Below are 17,452 nucleotides of genomic sequence, written 5' to 3'. Positions count from 1 at the left end.
TTACTCCCCTGCCTCTATGATTTATTATTGTTTTTCTATCGTCTCCGCAATTGTCGATATGACGTCATTTCCAACCATATCGCGAGTCTGGCGTATTGCATTATAGACTGCATTCGCATCTGAAGAACCATGAGCCTTAATGACAGGGGCCTTCAAACCGAAGAGGCCGGCACCGCCATACTCCGAGTAATCCATTTTATTTTTTATGCCTTTTAGTTCAGGCTTTACCATTGCTGCGGCCAGCTTACTCTTTAGGTTGCTCATCAAGGCCGCTTTCACCATTTTAAATACACCCATAGCAGTACCTTCAAGCGTCTTCAACACCATATTTCCCGTGAAGCCGTCGGTCACGACAACATCTGCCGGCCCGCTTAGGAGGTCCCTTGCCTCTACATTGCCTATAAAGGATATCTCCGATGATTGCTGCAGTAATGTAAAGGCATGCTTAGTCAGTTCATTCCCTTTTTTTTCTTCTGTTCCGATATTAAGTAATCCGACACGGGGCTTTTCGATTCCCCGAACTTTTTGAGCATAAACAGACCCCATTATGGCGAATTGAAGGAGATGCTCCGGTTTCGCATCGGAGTTCGCGCCTACATCCAGTAGTACAAAACCTTTGCCATCGATTGTCGGAAGGGTTGGAGCCAACGCCGGACGTTCAATGCCTTCTATCCTTCCGACCACAAACAAGCCTGCAGCCATTAGCGCCCCTGTATTGCCTGAAGAAATGCATGCATCCGATTCTCCGTCAGCCACTTGCTGTGCAGCCAAGACCATCGAGGCGCTTTTCTTGCGGCGAACCGCACGAACAGGTTCATCGGTGCTTAATATTTTTTCATCAGTATGTATAACCTTTATACGGCCATGTTTCGCTAAGTATTGGTTAATCTCCGATTCATTGCCTATCAAGGTGATTTCCACATCGGAAAAAGCCTCGACAGCTTTCATCGCTCCCAAAACCTGTGCCTTGGGAGCATTATCGCCACCCATTGCATCTATCGTTATCTTCATTTTCTTTCATCCTTTACTAGCAAGTTAAGAGCGATACATTTCGAACTCGCCTTTAAAAACCAGTTCATTACCCACGTAGCTTCTAACCTCCACCACGGAACGATCGTTGGTGTGGTCCACGTTTCTAACCCTAGCTTTAGCTACCACTCTTTCATTTTCCTTTACAGAACGAGTAAATAAAATGGATGCTTTCGCAGTTAATGCCAATTCATCATTTATGACTGCTACAGCCAATGAATTTGCTTGGGCAAAAAGGTGATGTCCCCTCGCAATTCCATTCCGCTTAAAGACATGCTCCTTATTTATATCCAAAATCGAAATTGCATTGTCATCTAAATTAAGATCAATTACTTCCCCGATGATTTCATCCAAAGGCAATGCCCTGATTTCGTCACTGAATTTTTTCTCGGCCACGCTTTTAATACGTTCACGCAGTTCCGGTATCGATAATTCAAGACGGTCAAGCCTAATGGTCTGGACGCTCACCGAATATTTTTCAGCCAGCTCCTCATCCGTTACAAAAGGATTCTGTTTAATCGTTTCGATTAATAATTGCTGGCGTTCCTTCTTATTTCTTCGCATTTGAAGGTCACCATCCGTAGTATTATGACTAGGTACTAATAGTAGTATATATATTTTAAAAACAGATTGCAAGATATTGAGTAAAATCTCACAATCTGCTATTGGTTTTTTGATTCAGTTCAGTCCAGCTTTTCTCCCGTGAATACTCCCGTTCCCGCTAAATAGTTCCGCAGCGGTGCATACTCAGGGGAATGCCAAAAGCTTTGGGAGGCAATCAATTTTGCAGCATCTTCCCTTGCCACTTCCAAAGTCCTGTAATCATGGACCATGTCGGCTACCTTGAACTCGGGAAGGCCGCTTTGTTTTTTACCGAAGAAGTCCCCGGGGCCGCGTAGTTCCAAATCTTTTTCGGAAAGGGCGAATCCATCGTTTGTCTCGGTCATGATTTTCATCCGTTCTTTGCCGACTTCCGTTTTCGGATCAGCCAGCAGGATGCAAAAGGACTGATCGCTTCCCCGTCCAACCCTTCCGCGCAACTGATGCAACTGTGAAAGCCCAAAGCGCTCCGCATCATAAATGACCATTACCGTTGCATTTGGAACATTCACCCCAACCTCGACAACCGTCGTGGAAACAAGGATTTGTGCTTCATTGGCACTAAACTGCTGCATCACTTCGTCTTTTTCATCCGCGGGCAGCCGGCCATGCATAAGTCCAACTTTGTACCTGTTCGCAAAGTATTGAGTCAGCATTGCATGAACATCGAGAACATTCTGTAAAGAATCGAGTTTCTCCGACTCCTCAATCAATGGACAGATAACGTAAGCCTGTCTCCCTTTCTTTAGTTCCTTTTCGACGAATGTTAAGATCCGATCAAGCATTTGGTGTTTTGCCCAATAGGTTTCTATTGCTTTACGCCCGGCAGGCATTTCATCGATCGTCGAGACGTCCATTTCCCCAAACACTGTAATTGCAAGCGTTCGCGGAATCGGGGTAGCCGTCATGAAAAGTACATCTGGATTTGTACCCTTTTCACGAAGGATCCGGCGCTGCTCCACACCGAAACGATGTTGTTCATCCGTTATGACAAGTCCGAGATTCCGAAAATTCACTTCATCCTGTATCAATGCATGTGTTCCTATCAAAAGATCTAGCTCCCCGGATTCCAGCATTTGCAATAGTTCCTTGCGCTTTTTGCCTTTTACCGAACTTGTCAACAATGCGACCTTCACTCCACTTGGTTCCAACATCGCCTTTAGCGATTGAGTATGCTGCTCAGCCAAGATTTCCGTCGGGACCATTAATGCACCTTGGAAACCTGCTGTAATCGTCGCCTTCAGGCATATCGCGGCAACCACCGTTTTTCCAGACCCGACATCCCCTTGAAGCAGGCGATTCATCCTGTAGGGAGATTTCATGTCATTCATTATTTCCTCGACGACCCTATTCTGAGCGTTCGTCAAAGGAAAAGGGAGAGTTCCAACAAAGGCTTCCAGCTGCTCCATGTCAAACTCCTGGCCAATTCCTTTTGACTGCTCCCGCTGCACTTTACGAAGTGCCTGCATTTTAAGTTGAAACAATAAAAATTCTTCATATACAAAACGGCGGCGAGCCTTTTTCACCTCATTGGCCGATTGAGGGAAATGCATGGTACGAAGAGCGTCGTTACGCGGCATCAGCTTGTATGCGGACAATAATTGCGGAGGCAGATTTTCTTCTATCATTGCCCCATATTCAGAAAATGCATTGGAGATAAAACGGCGGAGCCCTTTGACAGTAATGCTGCCCTTCACAGAGTATACCGGTTCGAACTCTTTCTCCCGGCTACGATCGCCAACGTGGCATTCCGAGCCTGTAATGGTTTGGCGATGACGATCCCACTTTCCTGTTACCGTTACGGTTTCGCCTATCGCAAGCTTCGGCTTCAGATATGGCTGGTTAAAAAAAATCACATTTATTAAATATCTCCCAGTTAACACTTTAATCGTAAGCCTGGATTTTTTCTTTCCGAAGTACCCTAATGTAGGCACCGTATGAACTTTGCCTTCTATGGTAACCCGCTCATCATGCTCGACCGTTTCTAAATCCCTCAATCGGTAATCTTCATAGCGATATGGGAGGTGTTCAAGGAGATCCGCGACGGTATGGATCTCCATTTCCCCCAAAGTTGCCGCCGTTTCGGCCCCAATGCCCTTTACTGCTGTTATGGGTTCCTGTAAAGCGGGACTCACTTCTTATTCAGCGGCAAGCCAAAGATTTTGGCTTCCAACTCCCGTCCAGTCGGTGTAGCCGCTAAACCTCCTTGTGCAGTTTCCCTAAGAGCCGATGGCATCGTTTGCCCGATTTTGTACATCGCATCAATCACTTCATCACACGGTATGCGGCTTGTGATCCCCGCTAGCGCCATATCTGCGGCAACCATAGCATTGGCTGCCCCCATGGCATTACGCTTCACACAAGGCACCTCCACAAGCCCAGCAACAGGGTCACACACAAGGCCAAGCATGTTCTTTAATGTGATTGCCATCGCTTCTGCACTTTGTGCAGGTGTCCCTCCTGCCATTTCAACGATGGCTGCCGCCGCCATGCCCGAAGCAGAACCGACTTCAGCCTGACAGCCTCCTGCGGCTCCTGAGATAGAAGCATTATTCGCTACAACAAAACCAAACGCCCCTGCTGTAAATAGAAACTCAATTTTCTGTTCCCGATTCGGCTTTAACTTATTTTGCAAAGCAAAAAGGGTCCCAGGCACAACACCGGCAGATCCGGCAGTAGGTGTCGCACAAATCGTTCCCATGGCTGCGTTCACTTCGTTTGTTGCCACCGCTTTGCTTACCGCATCCAGCAGCAGTTCACCGGATAATGAATTTCCTGATTTAATGTATGTCTGAAGAAGGACTGCATCCCCTCCCGTCAGGCCGGAAACGGACCGGACACCTTGAAGTCCTTTTTCAACTGCCTGTTCCATTACATCCAGGTTGACTCCCATCTGGCGGATGATTTCTTCACGGCTTTTTCCCGTTACTTCCATTTCCTGTTCTATCATCAGCGTTGAAATTTTTTTTTGCTTTGATTCAGCTAATTCTACTAATTCCGCTACATTACGAAACATGATTTCTTCTCCTTCCTAAGTGGAAACGATTGCCCTATTAATCCACAATCCTCGCTACTTGAGTGATGTCGGGGAGTGCTGTAATTTCAGCGATGACGTGATCCTCCAAGTTTTGGTCCACTTCAATCGTCATCAAGGCCATCTTCCCTTTTTCTTTTCGGGAGACTTCCATCTGGCCAATATTGATTTGATGCTTGGCTAATATGTTTGAAACATTTGCGATGGCACCGAACCGATCATCATGAACGACGAGTATGGCAGGGTTGTGCCCGGAGAGCCTCAATTTAAACCCGTTCAGTTCGACGATTTCGATTTTTCCCCCGCCTATCGATATTCCGACAAGTTCCAGTTCACCATCATCATCACCAACCGTTATTTTTGCTGTATTGGGATGCTCCGGTACGGCTTCTTCTTCCCGAAAAGTAATTTTCATCTTTTTTTTACGGGCTATTTCCAGCGATTCTTTAATTCTCTCATCAAATGTATCAAAATCAAGTAAGCCTCCTACAATGGCTACATCCGTTCCATGGCCTTTATAGGTTTTGGCAAATGATCCGTAAAAAGAAATGTGGGCCCATTTTGGTTCCCGGTCGAATAAATTCCTGGCAACCCTGCCAATCCTTGCAGCTCCTGCTGTATGGGAACTAGAGGGGCCGATCATAACAGGACCAATTATATCGAATACACTTCTAAATTTCATGACTTGCTCCTCCTTCTATACACTGGGAGTCAGTTTAATAATAAAGCGTGATACATTGTAATTACAATTAAGCTGTCCGTAATCCTTCTTTTCATAAAAAATAAAACTGCATAGCCTAATGACATATGCAGTTTATTGCCTTTTATTTATTTCAGGACCCTCAAACATTGTGACGATTAAGTCTCCCTCATCTTCATTGATCTCTACTTATTCAATTGAAAAAATGAAAGAATATAAAGGTTGTTTCCCATTATGCACTTCAACTTCAACGTCTTCGAAATTCTCATTACAAAACGCTACAAGACTTTCGACATTTTCAGCAGTGGCATCTTCTCCATATAAAATGGTAAGGATTTCTGAATCTTCGTCAATCATATCGGAAAGAAGATCTTTTGCCGCTTGGGTCATGTCTTTATCCTTCACTTTGATGGTGCCTTCAGCAATTCCCATGAAGTCCCCGGTCTCGATTGCAAGACCGTCAATGTTGGTATCCCGGACAGCATAAGTAATCTGGCCCGTTTTCACATGCGAAAGGGCTTCGATCATCGCTTTTTTATTCTCTTCAGCATCAATTGAAGGGTTGAAAGCCAGCAATGCAGCCATTCCCTGTGGTACTGTTTTCGTTGGGATGACAGTCACATGATCCCCAAGTACATCTGCAGCCTGATTGGCCGCCATGATGATATTTTTATTGTTAGGCAAGATGATCACATGATCTGCATATGCCTCTTCGACAGCTTTAACGATATCCTCCGTGCTAGGATTCATCGTTTGGCCGCCTTCGATGACGGACTTAGCGCCGATGCTTTTGAATAATTCGCTGATGCCAGCACCCATCGCCACTGACACTACAGCGTACTTCTCTTTGGTCGACGGTTTAGTTTGAAGCGGTGTTTTCGTCTCACCTACAATCGCAGTATGCTGTTCACGCATATTATCGATTTTCATTTTTATTAAGCTACCATATTGCTGTCCATAATTCAGGCACGTGCCAGGCTGTTCAGAGTGAATATGTACCTTGACGACTTCATCATCTGAGATGACTAATAAAGAATCTCCGTATTCACTTAAATCATTTCTGAATTTTTCTTCATCAAATGATTTATTGACAAGTTTTTCATTTTCCAATCGGACCATGAATTCCGTGCAGTAGCCATACACGATATCTTCCGTGTTCATATGCCCTTGTACATTCATGTGATGTTCGGCATTGATCATGTCATCCATGCTTGGGCCATTTGCAGGTCGGACTGGAAGTGCCTCACCTTTCAGCTCAGCAAGAAAACCTTCATAAACGAATACCAACCCTTGCCCGCCGCTATCAACGACTCCCACTTCTTTTAAGACTGGAAGAAGATCCGGTGTGCGTTTTAATGAAGCATTGGCCTCCGTAACGATTTCTTCCATCACCTGAATAAGGTCTATATGCTTTGCTGCTGATGAAACCGCTTGCTTGGCTGCATCTTTTGCAACCGTTAAAATGGTTCCTTCAACAGGTTTCATAACGGCTTTATAAGCTGTCTGAACCCCCGCTTCAAAAGCTTGGGCAAATTCTTCACTATTTATTTCCGATTTATGTTCAATCGCTTTAGCAAAACCGCGGAACAGTTGCGAAAGGATAACTCCCGAATTTCCGCGTGCTCCCATTAGCAGTCCTCTTGAAAGTGAGGCACCCACTTTCCCGATGTGTTCCTGGACGTTATTTTGCACTTCCTTCGCACCCGAAGTCATCGATAAATTCATATTCGTTCCTGTATCCCCATCTGGAACAGGGAAAACATTCAACGCATCAACCATTTGGGCATTAGCCGCTAAATGGTTGGCACCTTGAATGATCATTTCTGCAAAGCGCTTTCCGTTCAAACTTGTAATTGACACAAAACTTTCCTCCTATACTTAAGGGTTCGTCACACGAACTCCCTGTACAAAAATGTTGACGGAATCAACAGCTAATCCTACAGTTTTGTCCAGGGTGTACTTTACCTTTGATTGCACATTATGTGCAACTTCCGAGATTTTCGTTCCATAACTTACGATAATATACATATCGATATGAACTTCTTCCTCTTCTTGTCGGACAATTACACCTTTAGTAAAGTTTTCTTTTCTTAAAATTTCGGCAATGCCGTCTTTAAATTGTTTTTTGGAAGACATTCCTATAATTCCGTAGCAATCCACGGCTGCGCCGCCTGCTACAGTAGCGATAACCTCATTAGAGATATCAATTTGTCCATACTTCGTTTGTAATTCGATAGACATTTTCTTTTCCCTCCCAAAAATCAAATCAACTAAAGACATTTTACTATAATGTCTATGGTTTTAAAAGTAAATGTCTTACGGTACTATATATAATTCAATTTTGAAGTATGTATGTCAAGGTTTTTTTCTTGAAAGTAATTAACTGAAGTATTGCATTCTAACGGTAGGTATGATAAATTATTAAAGTATTTTACAAAGACTTAAGACGACTGCGAAAAACTTAAGCTTGTTGTAGTTAGGAGGGAATTTGACATGGCACGTAAATGTGTAATCACTGGAAGAAGAACTCGTTCTGGTAACAGCCGCTCTCACGCAATGAACGCTAGCAAGCGTACATGGGGCGCTAACCTTCAAAAAGTACGTATTTTAGTTGACGGTAAACCTAAACGTGTATACGTTTCTGCAAGAGCTCTTAAATCGGGCAAAGTAGAACGCGTATAATGTTACGGCATCCTCTTAGGATGCCTTTTTACTTGTAATGGCCAGTATTTAATGGGGATGGTTTCAATTCGTTGATCAGGTCTTTCCTGCATCAAGGAGGGGGCCTTCACCCATTAATGGATGGCCGCCCCTTTTTACCGAAAAAATAACACCTCCCTTAATTTGAGAGGTGTCATGGAGATAAGTATCAGCCTTTTTTAAACGCTCCGAGCATAGCCCTTACCAAACTGCCCAGAACTTTTGGCAATTTAATCGTATAAAATTTCATCATGCCCCTCCTCTTTGCATCCCACAATTAAAGATGAAGTGGAATTTTTCTATTACAACATAAGCTTTTAAGCGGATATAGGATGATCGTAATTATATCCGAATCTGCTCTAAGCATGAATTTTAATCACTGCTTCTTATCACCATTAATATGCCTTTCTCAAATGAAACATTCCCAGATTCGGAAATTAGTTCATTGCTGATGCAAAGCGTCGAACCTATTTCCAAGCTTGCATCATCCAGCGGGTATTTGAAACCCGAAAGTGTAATGCCGGTGACTTCAGCCGTTACGGGGAGCAATGACAAGTATTTCTTATCTTTTAAAGCAGTGACCCCATATGAACCTGCTGTTTTTACCGTGAATATATTTTGCCGATCGACTATGTATATATCCATATCGCCATGATGAGGGAGGACACTTTCTTTTTGGAGCAGCTGAATATTCCCAAGAAAATGGTCCATTCTTCCCCCTGTTGCGCCCAGAATGTGAATTTCACTTGGCTTTTGCCCTATTGCCCATTTAAATGCGATCTCTAAATCCGTTTCATCCTTTTCCGAAGAATATATATTGATTTGTTCCAGCCTTTGCTCAATTTTCCTGTATTCACCTTCCGAAACTGAATCAAAATCCCCAAAACCGAATCTAGGTTCGATACCTTTTTCAAGCAAAGACCATACTCCCCTGTCAACCCCGACCCAAAGGTCAGTCTTCTCCTTATACCATGTCAGATCCGGCCAAAAACATTCCGGACCTCCAGCCATAATACTAATAATCATCGAAATCATCCTTTTCTTTACATATTCATATCAAAGATCCCTATGTTTGATTGATAAAAAAAGCCGATCACCATCATACGAATATGATAGTGTCGGCTTATATCACTTTCCCCGAATCTTTTGAATCGCTGCGTTTCGATCTTCTTGATTATATATTGCCGAGCCAGCCACAAGGATTGTCGCCCCTTGTTCAATACATAGTTTAGCCGTTTCTTCATTTACTCCACCATCAATCTCTATTTCCAGATTTTGATTATACATTTCCGCCATCGCCTTCACTTCGGCAATTTTGGGAAGAACGGATTTAATGAACTTTTGTCCGCCAAAACCAGGATTGACCGTCATCAACAATACCATGTCAATATCTCCGATTATAGGTTGGATCAATGAAGCTGGAGTGGCTGGATTAAGCACCACGCCTGCCTTTACACCAAAAGATTTAATCAATTGGATCGTCCGATGCAAGTGTGTGCATGCCTCTACATGAACAGTTATATAATCGGCTCCTGCTTTCGCAAAGGCCTCGATATAACGATCTGGTTGTTCGATCATTAAATGAACATCAAGCGGAAGCTTTGTTATGGGACGGATAGCATCGACAATTAGTGAGCCTATCGTTATATTCGGCACGAAATGCCCATCCATGACATCTACATGGATTAAATCCGCTCCGCCCCTTTCCACATCAAGAATTTCTTCTCCCAATTTTGCAAAGTCAGCTGATAAAATGGATGGTGCGATTTTAACCATTTTAATACCTCGGCTTTCTATCTCTGATTTCTTCTAGGAATTGCATATAATGTTCATATCGATAACGTGGAATTTCCCCGGCATCAACCGCTTCCTTCACTGCACACTTTGGTTCTTTATCGTGCAGGCAGGCCCTGAATTTACAGTCTTCCCCATGCTTATGCATTTCCGGGAAGCAATAGGATAACCTTTCAGCTTCCATTTCCATGAATTCAAGTGAACTGAACCCTGGAGTATCCGCGACAAGTCCAGAGCCGATATGAATCAATTCAACGTGGCGGGTGGTATGCTTCCCACGTCCCAGGTGTGAAGAAATATCATCCGTCTTTAAAGCCAATTCAGGATTGATTGCATTCAGCAAAGACGATTTCCCAACACCTGACTGCCCGGCAAATACACTGGTTTTTCCTTCTAAATACGGCACTAGTTCTTCAATTCCTCCAGCGGTAACAGAAGATGTTTCCAGGACAGTATAGCCAAGTTTCTGATAGTCTTTGATATACTGAGACAATTTCTTTTGGTTTTCAGCTGTAACCAAGTCCAGTTTCGTCACCACGATAATCGGTTCAATTTCGTTATCTTCAATCAGTACGAGGAATCGATCAAGCAATGCCGGACTGAAATCAGGTTCTACTGCCGAAAAGACAAGGATTGCCTGGTCTACATTCGAGATTTGCGGACGTATCAATTCATTCTTTCGCGGTTTTATTTCGGTCACGGTCCCGTCCGTTTTATTTTCCGCTTCAAAAACAACATAATCACCCACGAGCGGGGTTACCTTATTCTTCCTGAACAGGCCTCTTCCACGGCATTGATAGACCTCTTCACCATCAAGGACATAATAAAATCCACTTAATGCTTTGATAATTTTTCCTTCGGGCATAACCACACTCCTAATTAATAAAATTATTCTGGATATGAGACGGATTCGTCAATGATGACCTGATTGTCCCGCATGACTTTATATCCTGCTTTCTTATCTGGGGTAACCATTAATTCGATCGTTCTCTTCGCATCTTGCAATATATAGAATGTTTCTTGTGGCTCCGTCATGCTATTGTCGATATCCTCGATGAAAATTTGTATTTTTTGTGATTTGCCTGGCTCAACAGGATCATACTCGATTTTGATTTCCTCCGTTACACTCTTGGGAGGAATCTCCTCTTTCCCTTTTGAAATGACCACTTTCACAGTACTGCCCTTTTCCACCTTCGTAGCAGGTTCCGGTGACTGGGAAATGACAAGCCCCTCCGCTACGGAATCATCATAGATTTCTTCTTCGACATCGATCTTTATACCACTTTCACTGGAATAATCATCCAGACCAGCTTTATTGAACCCAGTTAAGTTCTTCAAGCTCAGGAGATCTGCCCCTTTACTGACCGTTAGCTCAAGCTCCGTTTCGGATGGTACGACCTCAGTGGCACCCGAGGGCGTTTGTTCAATGATCGTGCCGGCTGCACTGTCATCATATTTTTCGGTCACGCTTATGTTTTTGAATCCCATTTTCTCAAGCAGGGATTTAACATCAGAGTAGTCTCGACCTTCATAGCTTGACAATGAAATCGTCTCTTTACCAATGCTTTGATAAATATCGATGACTGCACCTTCCTTGACCGTCTTACCTTCCTTAGGGTTGGTTTTGATCACAAGACCAGCTTCAACCTCTTCATCTTCAATCTCGATCGTATCTCCAACTTTCAAATCCAATTCAAGCAATTCAGTAATGGCATCATCCAATTCTTCCCCTTTAAGGTCTGGGATCGTCACTTCCTTCGAGACAAGGAGGGGGGGTACAACAAAGACAGATAAAACAGCAAGCAGGGCGAGAACTAAAAAGGTGGTCACCAGGATTGCAGGCATGTTTCTTCGTTTTTTACCTTTATGATCCGACTTGTTTTTTTGTTTTTTCTGTTTCTTTTGTTTCTTCTGTTTCTTTTTCGATTTACTCTCTGCTTCAGAATCAGTTTCCTCATCATCCACATAAACTAAAGTGTTTTTTTCAGGACCCCTTATAATTGTCTCATCGACGCTGGAAAGCTGATCGTCCGTTATGACGGGGATGGCTTTTGTTGCATCATGATCTTCGGGAATGGCAAAAGGCAGTTCATTTGAACGCTCAGGATTAAGCGACGTCCGTATATCATCTTCCATCGAGTCTACGCTTTCATAGCGGTAATATGAATCTTTGGCTGTCGCTTTCAAGATAATATTTTCCACACTCTGGGGTATTTCAGAGTTCCAGCGTTTTGGCGACGGAGTTTCCGATTGTAAATGTTTAAGAGCAATCGACACGGCTGATTCACCCGAAAATGGCAATCTTCCCGTCAACAATTCAAACATGACGATGCCAAGTGAATAAATGTCCGACTTCTTATTTGCCATACCGCCTCTGGCCTGTTCAGGAGATAAATAATGAACCGACCCCAAGACTGCGTTGGTCTGCGTTATGTTTGTTGCACTTAGTGCCAATGCTATGCCGAAGTCCGTAATCTTGACGGTTCCTTCTTTATCAATCAAAATGTTCTGTGGCTTGATATCACGATGAATGATCCCATTATGATGGGCATGGGAAATCGCTGCCGTAATTTGCCTCATGATATCCAAGGCCTCATAAACTGGAATTGGATAATATTTTTGTATGTATTGCTTAAGTGTAAATCCGTCAACGTATTCCATTACAATATAATAGATGGAATCTTCTTCACCAACATCATAAATGCTTACGATATTGGGATGGGCCAAACTGGTTGCCGATTGGGCTTCCCGATTGAAGCGCTTGATGAACTCTTCGTCATTATTAAAATCCATGCGAAGGATTTTCAATGCGACATCCCTATCTAAGATCATATCCCTTGCAAGGTAAACATTCGCCATACCGCCGCCGCCAACCATCTCGAGCAGCTTATAACGGCCGTTGATTCTTCTACCAATCAACATTCAATTCACCTGCTTTCACTTTCTTCAGTAAATTGAACAAGCACAAGTGTGATATTATCTTCCCCACCATAGTGATTGGCCTTATCTATTAATGAATTCGCCTTTTCTTCAAGTGACTGTCCATTGGTTACCGTTTCTTCCAGTTCCTGTTCACTCACTTTATTCGTCAATCCATCCGAGCAAAGCAACAGTAAATCATTTTCTTCGAAGATGACCGTCATAATGTCCATTTCCACTTGCATTTCTGTCCCCAAGGCTCGTAATAAAACATTTTTCCGTGGATGGTTTTCGGCATCTTCCTTCGAAATCTGACCGGAACGGACCAATTCGTTAACGAGTGAATGATCTTCCGTGACCTGCTTAAAACCGCTCTCATTATACAAATAACACCGGCTGTCCCCGATGTTGGCAATCGTAGCAAACTTGTCGGTGCAAATGGCTGCAACAATGGTGGTACCCATGCCCTTACATTCCGTATTCGCTTCTGCATGTTCAAAAAGCAACTGATTGACCGAGAAGATTTGCTGCTTCAGCCAATCCTCGGCCTCATTTGCCGTTTCGATTCCGGTTGATGCTTCCCAGCCCTTTTTCAGAAGGTCTATCGTCATTGCACTGGCTACATCCCCGGCGCGGTGGCCGCCCATGCCATCTGCAACGATGGCAAGGCGTACGCCTTCCGAGTTCTTAAAGATTCCGCCATTATCTTCATTATGCTGGCGGACTTTTCCACGGTCTGTCTTAAATATTGCCCTCATAGGGTCACCTCGTCTCTTCTTTGCGCTCCTTGGCCCGAAGCTGGCCGCAGGCTGCGTCAATATCACTGCCTTGTTCCCTTCGGATCGTTACATTAATGCCGCGCTTCTTCAATGTTTTTTCAAACTCAAAAATTTGGTCCCGAGGTGTTCGTACATAGTTGCGTTCAGGCACATAGTTAACCGGTATTAAGTTGACATGGCATTTTATCCCTTTTATTAAAGCTGCTAATTCTTCAGCGTGCTCCACTGTATCATTCTCGCCACCGAATAGACCATATTCAAAACTTACACGGCGACCTGTTTTTTCTGTATAGTACTTGATTGCTTCGATCAAGTCTGGAAGTTTGTAGGCCTTATTGATCGGCATCAATTTACTTCTCAATTCCGTATTCGGCGCATGAAGGGAAACAGCAAAGTTTATTTGCATGCTTTCTTCGGCAAACTTATAGATCTTAGGAATGATCCCACTTGTGGAAACGGTAATATGACGTGCCCCGATGTTTAAGCCCTTTTCATGGTTTATATTCTTCAAGAATGACATCATATTATCGTAGTTATCAAACGGTTCACCTATACCCATGATTACGACAGAACTAACACGTTCTTCCGATTCGTCAAGTGCTTGCTGAACTTTTACGACTTGGGCAACTATTTCCCCTGATTCAAGATTCCGCTTTAAACCGCCTAATGTCGACGCACAGAATGTACAGCCAATTCTACATCCTACCTGCGTTGTCACGCAAATGGAGTTTCCGTATTCATGGCGCATCAGCACCGTTTCTATCGAATAACCATCTTGGAGTTCAAATAAAAACTTCATCGTTCCGTCATTGGACGTTTGCTGAATCAAGGTTTTCAAAGTTGTGAAGGTGAATTGCGCTTCCAGCTTATCCCGTAATGATTTCGAAAGGTTGGACATATCTTCAAAACTGGAGACACGTTTTTTATAAAGCCAGTCATATACTTGATCGGCCCGGAATGCCTTTTCTCCATTTTGAACAAGCCAATCTTTAATTTGGTGTAGCTCCAATGAGTAAATCGATGGTTTTTCTGGTGTCGTATCTTTTCTTACTCTAGATGATTTAGTGATTTCTGCCATTACAGCACCTTCTTTCTAAAACTCGCAATAAAGAATCCGTCACTGCTAAAATATTGCGGAAAAACTTGCAGCGTATGACCCTCGATGAATGGCTGAACGCTTTCAGGCATTCTTGCGGACAAGGTTGCATCGCTTTCAAAATCCGGGTGGCTTTCCAAAAATGCTGCAGCGACTTTGTCATTTTCTTCTTTATCCACCGTACAGGTACTATATACTAACCGTCCGCCTTGCTTTACAAGCGGGGCAGCCGATTCCAATAATTGTTTTTGTATACTTGAGAGTTTCATTATATCATCTTTTGTTTTAGTGTACTTTACATCAGGCTTCCGGCGCATGACTCCCAACCCGGAACATGGTGCATCGATCAGGACCCTGTCAAAACCTTCCTTATTGAAGTGTTCTTGCACTTTTCTGCTATCAAGGGCCATTGTCTTAATATTGTTTCTGAGCTTTAGGCGCTCCGCCTGCTCTTTAATGAGCTTGACCTTATGCTCATGAAGGTCGAGAGCATATACTTGTCCAGTGGTCAAGCCTTCTGCGATATGGGTCGTTTTCCCTCCAGGTGCGGCACAGCAATCGAGTACAGCATCATTTTCATTCGCACCCAATGCATGGGCAACAAGCATTGAACTCTCGTCCTGAATCGATAAATAACCCAATTTATAGCTTTCCGAATGAGCAAGATTCCCTTTATAGCTGACAATTGCTTCGGGAATGACTTCACTTGCTTCAACATCATATCCTTCTTCCGTTAATATGCTGATCAGTTCACGGCGTGAAATCTTTTTTAAATTAACCCGACCCGTCTGTAATGGCGCAGTTAAATTGATTTCACACATTTCCTTGGTTTTTTCATAGCCAAATTGCTCTACCCAACGCTTTACAAGCCAAATTGGATGACTTACTTCTATGGAAAGCCGTTCCAGATCATCTTTAATTTCATCTAAAGAAGGAACACCATTCCTTTGGATGTTACGGAGGACGCCATTGACCATTGAAGATGTACCCTTGTGTCCGCGTTTTTTAGAAATTTCGACAGCCTCGAAAATGATTGCATGATCAGGCACTTTATCTAAATAGACCATTTGATAAACGGAAAGCCTAAGTAAATTAATGACCCAGCTTTGCGTTTTTTTAGGCTGTTTAATATATGGGCTCAAATAATAATCCAAAGTCATCTTACGCTGTATGGTACCGTAGCTTATTTCTGTAAGCAAACCGCTGTCCACGACGGATAACTGGTGCTTTTTAATCAAGTTGTTCAATAATAGGTTACTGTAGGATTGGTTTTTCTCTACAGATTCCAAAATATCGAGAGCGATTTCACGTACTCCCTTTTTAGTTTGCTTCATTCTGTTCTCCTAACTTCATGCCTGCTTTAATGAACGATCCGGCTCCGCGCAAGTAATCTTTCGCCGGCATTTTTTTCTTTCCTGAAGGCTGCAGTTCTGTAACCAGTATTGCCGTCTCATTGCCTGTCGAAACGATGAAACCATCATTTTGTACATCAATGACCGTGCCCGGCGCAGCCTGATTGCCATCTTCCAGTTTCTTTACCTGCCAAATCTTCAAAATGGACCCTTCTAAGGTTGTATAAGCAACAGGCCAAGGATTCAGGCCGCGTACATGGTTAAAGATGTCTTCTCCTGATTTCGACCAGTCGATTCTTTCCTCTGACCGCTTGATGTTAGGTGCAAAAGACGCTCTAGCCTCATCCTGCTTGATCGGCTGTAACTCCTCATTAATAAGTTTCGGAAGTGTCTCTGCAAGTAAATCCGACCCTATCTTGCTTAATTTATCATGCAGCGTTCCGACATTATCTTGTTCTTCGATAGCAACTTCCGCCTGAGTCAATATATCACCGGCATCCAATTTTTCCGCCATATACATGATGGTTATCCCAGTCTTTTCTTTCCCCTGTAAAATGGAATAATGAATGGGCGCCCCACCACGCAGTTCTGGAAGCAGGGAGGCATGTACATTAATACATCCGTACTTAGGGGCATCCAGCAATTCATTCGGAAGGATTTGTCCGAAAGCCGCCGTCACCACCAAGTCAGCATTCAAGGAGATAATCTTTTCCAGTTCTTCTTTTTCACGGATTTTTTCGGGCTGATAAACGGGAATCCCATGCTTTTCAGCTTCGACCTTAACTGGAGGCGGCGTCAGCACTTTTTTGCGGCCTACTGGACGATCGGGCTGTGTGACAACAGCGATCACATCATACCCTTCATCAATGATTCTTTTCAATACCGGCACTGAAAAGTCCGGTGTACCCATAAATATTATTTTCGTCATTCTTCTCCATACCTTTCTAACTCTTCTTCCGAAATATACCGGGAAACCTTACTTGTAAATAAAACTCCTTGCAGATGGTCGATTTCGTGCTGAAGGGCCCTTGCAAGGAAATCTTCCGCTTCTATCTCGAAAAAAGATCCTTTTCGGTCTTGTGCCCGGACTTTGACACGGTATGGACGCGTTACTTCGCCATATAAACTTGGGAAGCTCAAGCATCCTTCAACACCTGTCTGTTCGCCTTCCATTTCCAGCACTTCCGGATTAATCAGTTCGATTGCACCTGATCCTTCCTCTATTTCAACGACGGCCACTTGCTTTTTCACGCCAACCTGAGGTGCTGCAAGTCCAACTCCATCCGCCTCCACCATCGTTTCATACATGTTATTTAACAGCTTTGCCAACTTTTTATCAAAACTTGTTACTTTATCGCATTTTTGTTGTAAAATTTTTTCAGGAAACAAGACAATCGGTAAAATAGCCAAAATTAATGGTAACCTCCTAGATATGAAAAACAGCACTTC

At 43.4% G+C, this 17,452-nt stretch carries 18 protein-coding genes; 1 reads left to right on the top strand and 17 read right to left on the bottom strand.

The window, feature by feature from the left end; genetic code table 11:
* Nucleotides 1–24 precede the first annotated feature (24 nt).
* The 7 genes from plsX to ACIROD_RS14715 form a co-directional block, all read right to left on the bottom strand.
* Nucleotides 25–1,011 carry a phosphate acyltransferase PlsX gene (plsX, locus tag ACIROD_RS14745; RefSeq protein WP_402941785.1) on the bottom strand — a complete coding sequence of 329 codons (987 nt, stop codon included), beginning with the start codon at nucleotides 1,009–1,011 and terminating at the stop codon, nucleotides 25–27.
* 24 nt (nucleotides 1,012–1,035) lie between these two features.
* Nucleotides 1,036–1,593 carry a transcription factor FapR gene (gene fapR, locus ACIROD_RS14740; protein WP_402941783.1) on the bottom strand — a complete coding sequence of 186 codons (558 nt, stop codon included), beginning with the start codon at nucleotides 1,591–1,593 and terminating at the stop codon, nucleotides 1,036–1,038.
* A 119-nt stretch (nucleotides 1,594–1,712) separates the two neighbouring features.
* Nucleotides 1,713–3,764, bottom strand: coding sequence for an ATP-dependent DNA helicase RecG (recG, locus tag ACIROD_RS14735; RefSeq protein ID WP_101224622.1), 2,052 nt, complete (start codon nucleotides 3,762–3,764; stop codon nucleotides 1,713–1,715).
* Nucleotides 3,761–4,645 carry an L-serine ammonia-lyase, iron-sulfur-dependent, subunit alpha gene (gene sdaAA, locus ACIROD_RS14730; protein WP_101224621.1) on the bottom strand — a complete coding sequence of 295 codons (885 nt, stop codon included), beginning with the start codon at nucleotides 4,643–4,645 and terminating at the stop codon, nucleotides 3,761–3,763. Before sdaAA ends, recG begins: the two co-directional genes overlap by 4 nt.
* A 37-nt stretch (nucleotides 4,646–4,682) precedes the next feature.
* Nucleotides 4,683–5,345 (bottom strand): L-serine ammonia-lyase, iron-sulfur-dependent subunit beta, encoded by a 663-nt coding sequence (sdaAB, locus tag ACIROD_RS14725; RefSeq protein ID WP_101224620.1) that lies wholly within the window; start codon nucleotides 5,343–5,345, stop codon nucleotides 4,683–4,685.
* 207 nt (nucleotides 5,346–5,552) lie between these two features.
* On the bottom strand, nucleotides 5,553–7,223 hold the full coding sequence (locus ACIROD_RS14720; RefSeq protein ID WP_402941780.1) for a DAK2 domain-containing protein: 1,671 nt from the start codon (nucleotides 7,221–7,223) through the stop codon (nucleotides 5,553–5,555).
* 18 nt (nucleotides 7,224–7,241) lie between these two features.
* On the bottom strand, nucleotides 7,242–7,604 hold the full coding sequence (locus tag ACIROD_RS14715; RefSeq protein ID WP_034313762.1) for an Asp23/Gls24 family envelope stress response protein: 363 nt from the start codon (nucleotides 7,602–7,604) through the stop codon (nucleotides 7,242–7,244).
* A 252-nt stretch (nucleotides 7,605–7,856) separates the two neighbouring features.
* Here ACIROD_RS14715 and rpmB point away from each other — a divergent pair, with 252 nt between their 5' ends.
* A complete protein-coding gene (gene rpmB / locus ACIROD_RS14710; RefSeq protein ID WP_034313767.1) occupies nucleotides 7,857–8,045 on the top strand; it encodes a 50S ribosomal protein L28 in 189 nt (62 codons plus the stop codon).
* A gap of 187 nt (nucleotides 8,046–8,232) precedes the next feature.
* On the opposite strand, the gene spoVM is transcribed toward rpmB, so the two are convergent.
* From spoVM to def, 10 genes are all read right to left on the bottom strand, one after another.
* Nucleotides 8,233–8,313, bottom strand: coding sequence for a stage V sporulation protein SpoVM (gene spoVM, locus ACIROD_RS14705; protein ID WP_034313769.1), 81 nt, complete (start codon nucleotides 8,311–8,313; stop codon nucleotides 8,233–8,235).
* Nucleotides 8,314–8,435: 122 nt separating this feature from the next.
* Nucleotides 8,436–9,089 carry a thiamine diphosphokinase gene (locus tag ACIROD_RS14700; protein WP_402941778.1) on the bottom strand — a complete coding sequence of 218 codons (654 nt, stop codon included), beginning with the start codon at nucleotides 9,087–9,089 and terminating at the stop codon, nucleotides 8,436–8,438.
* Nucleotides 9,090–9,191: 102 nt separating this feature from the next.
* Nucleotides 9,192–9,839 carry a ribulose-phosphate 3-epimerase gene (gene rpe / locus ACIROD_RS14695; protein ID WP_402941776.1) on the bottom strand — a complete coding sequence of 216 codons (648 nt, stop codon included), beginning with the start codon at nucleotides 9,837–9,839 and terminating at the stop codon, nucleotides 9,192–9,194.
* Nucleotide 9,840: 1 nt separating this feature from the next.
* A complete protein-coding gene (rsgA, locus tag ACIROD_RS14690) occupies nucleotides 9,841–10,722 on the bottom strand; it encodes a ribosome small subunit-dependent GTPase A (RefSeq protein ID WP_230177534.1) in 882 nt (293 codons plus the stop codon).
* 23 nt (nucleotides 10,723–10,745) lie between these two features.
* Nucleotides 10,746–12,779, bottom strand: a complete 2,034-nt coding sequence (gene pknB / locus ACIROD_RS14685; protein WP_402941773.1) for a Stk1 family PASTA domain-containing Ser/Thr kinase — start codon at nucleotides 12,777–12,779, stop codon at nucleotides 10,746–10,748.
* A 5-nt stretch (nucleotides 12,780–12,784) separates the two neighbouring features.
* Complete coding sequence (locus ACIROD_RS14680; protein ID WP_402941771.1) at nucleotides 12,785–13,534, bottom strand: Stp1/IreP family PP2C-type Ser/Thr phosphatase; 750 nt, start codon at nucleotides 13,532–13,534, stop codon at nucleotides 12,785–12,787.
* Between the two features lie 4 nt (nucleotides 13,535–13,538).
* Nucleotides 13,539–14,633 carry a dual-specificity RNA methyltransferase RlmN gene (gene rlmN, locus ACIROD_RS14675; protein ID WP_101224613.1) on the bottom strand — a complete coding sequence of 365 codons (1,095 nt, stop codon included), beginning with the start codon at nucleotides 14,631–14,633 and terminating at the stop codon, nucleotides 13,539–13,541.
* Nucleotides 14,633–15,985: a 16S rRNA (cytosine(967)-C(5))-methyltransferase RsmB gene (gene rsmB / locus ACIROD_RS14670; RefSeq protein ID WP_101224612.1), complete on the bottom strand. Its 1,353-nt coding sequence runs from the start codon at nucleotides 15,983–15,985 to the stop codon at nucleotides 14,633–14,635. Before rsmB ends, rlmN begins: the two co-directional genes overlap by 1 nt.
* Nucleotides 15,972–16,931, bottom strand: a complete 960-nt coding sequence (fmt, locus tag ACIROD_RS14665; RefSeq protein ID WP_402941768.1) for a methionyl-tRNA formyltransferase — start codon at nucleotides 16,929–16,931, stop codon at nucleotides 15,972–15,974. Before fmt ends, rsmB begins: the two co-directional genes overlap by 14 nt.
* Nucleotides 16,928–17,413, bottom strand: coding sequence for a peptide deformylase (def, locus tag ACIROD_RS14660; protein WP_101224610.1), 486 nt, complete (start codon nucleotides 17,411–17,413; stop codon nucleotides 16,928–16,930). The genes fmt and def overlap by 4 nt, the downstream gene beginning before the upstream one ends.
* Between the last annotated feature and the right edge of the window lie 39 nt (nucleotides 17,414–17,452).

It is taken from the genome of Peribacillus sp. NPDC101481, from assembly GCF_044767165.1.
Lineage (GTDB): Bacteria > Bacillota > Bacilli > Bacillales > DSM-1321 > Peribacillus.
This window is presented reverse-complemented; position numbering and strand designations above follow the sequence as displayed.

Excerpts from the sequence above, each read along its gene's own strand:
- fmt (WP_402941768.1), bottom strand. The coding sequence starts at position 16,931 with ATGACGAAAATAATATTTATGGGTACACCGGACTTTTCAGTGCCGGTA.
- rlmN (WP_101224613.1), bottom strand. The coding sequence starts at position 14,633 with ATGGCAGAAATCACTAAATCATCTAGAGTAAGAAAAGATACGACACCA.
- sdaAA (WP_101224621.1), bottom strand. The coding sequence starts at position 4,645 with ATGTTTCGTAATGTAGCGGAATTAGTAGAATTAGCTGAATCAAAGCAA.
- pknB (WP_402941773.1), bottom strand. The coding sequence starts at position 12,779 with ATGTTGATTGGTAGAAGAATCAACGGCCGTTATAAGCTGCTCGAGATG.
- ACIROD_RS14700 (WP_402941778.1), bottom strand. The coding sequence starts at position 9,089 with ATGATTATTAGTATTATGGCTGGAGGTCCGGAATGTTTTTGGCCGGAT.
- sdaAB (WP_101224620.1), bottom strand. The coding sequence starts at position 5,345 with ATGAAATTTAGAAGTGTATTCGATATAATTGGTCCTGTTATGATCGGC.
- plsX (WP_402941785.1), bottom strand. The coding sequence starts at position 1,011 with ATGAAGATAACGATAGATGCAATGGGTGGCGATAATGCTCCCAAGGCA.
- ACIROD_RS14680 (WP_402941771.1), bottom strand. The coding sequence starts at position 13,534 with ATGAGGGCAATATTTAAGACAGACCGTGGAAAAGTCCGCCAGCATAAT.
- rsmB (WP_101224612.1), bottom strand. The coding sequence starts at position 15,985 with ATGAAGCAAACTAAAAAGGGAGTACGTGAAATCGCTCTCGATATTTTG.
- rpe (WP_402941776.1), bottom strand. The coding sequence starts at position 9,839 with ATGGTTAAAATCGCACCATCCATTTTATCAGCTGACTTTGCAAAATTG.
- fapR (WP_402941783.1), bottom strand. The coding sequence starts at position 1,593 with ATGCGAAGAAATAAGAAGGAACGCCAGCAATTATTAATCGAAACGATT.
- rpmB (WP_034313767.1), top strand. The coding sequence starts at position 7,857 with ATGGCACGTAAATGTGTAATCACTGGAAGAAGAACTCGTTCTGGTAAC.
- ACIROD_RS14715 (WP_034313762.1), bottom strand. The coding sequence starts at position 7,604 with ATGTCTATCGAATTACAAACGAAGTATGGACAAATTGATATCTCTAAT.
- spoVM (WP_034313769.1), bottom strand. The coding sequence starts at position 8,313 with ATGAAATTTTATACGATTAAATTGCCAAAAGTTCTGGGCAGTTTGGTA.
- rsgA (WP_230177534.1), bottom strand. The coding sequence starts at position 10,722 with ATGCCCGAAGGAAAAATTATCAAAGCATTAAGTGGATTTTATTATGTC.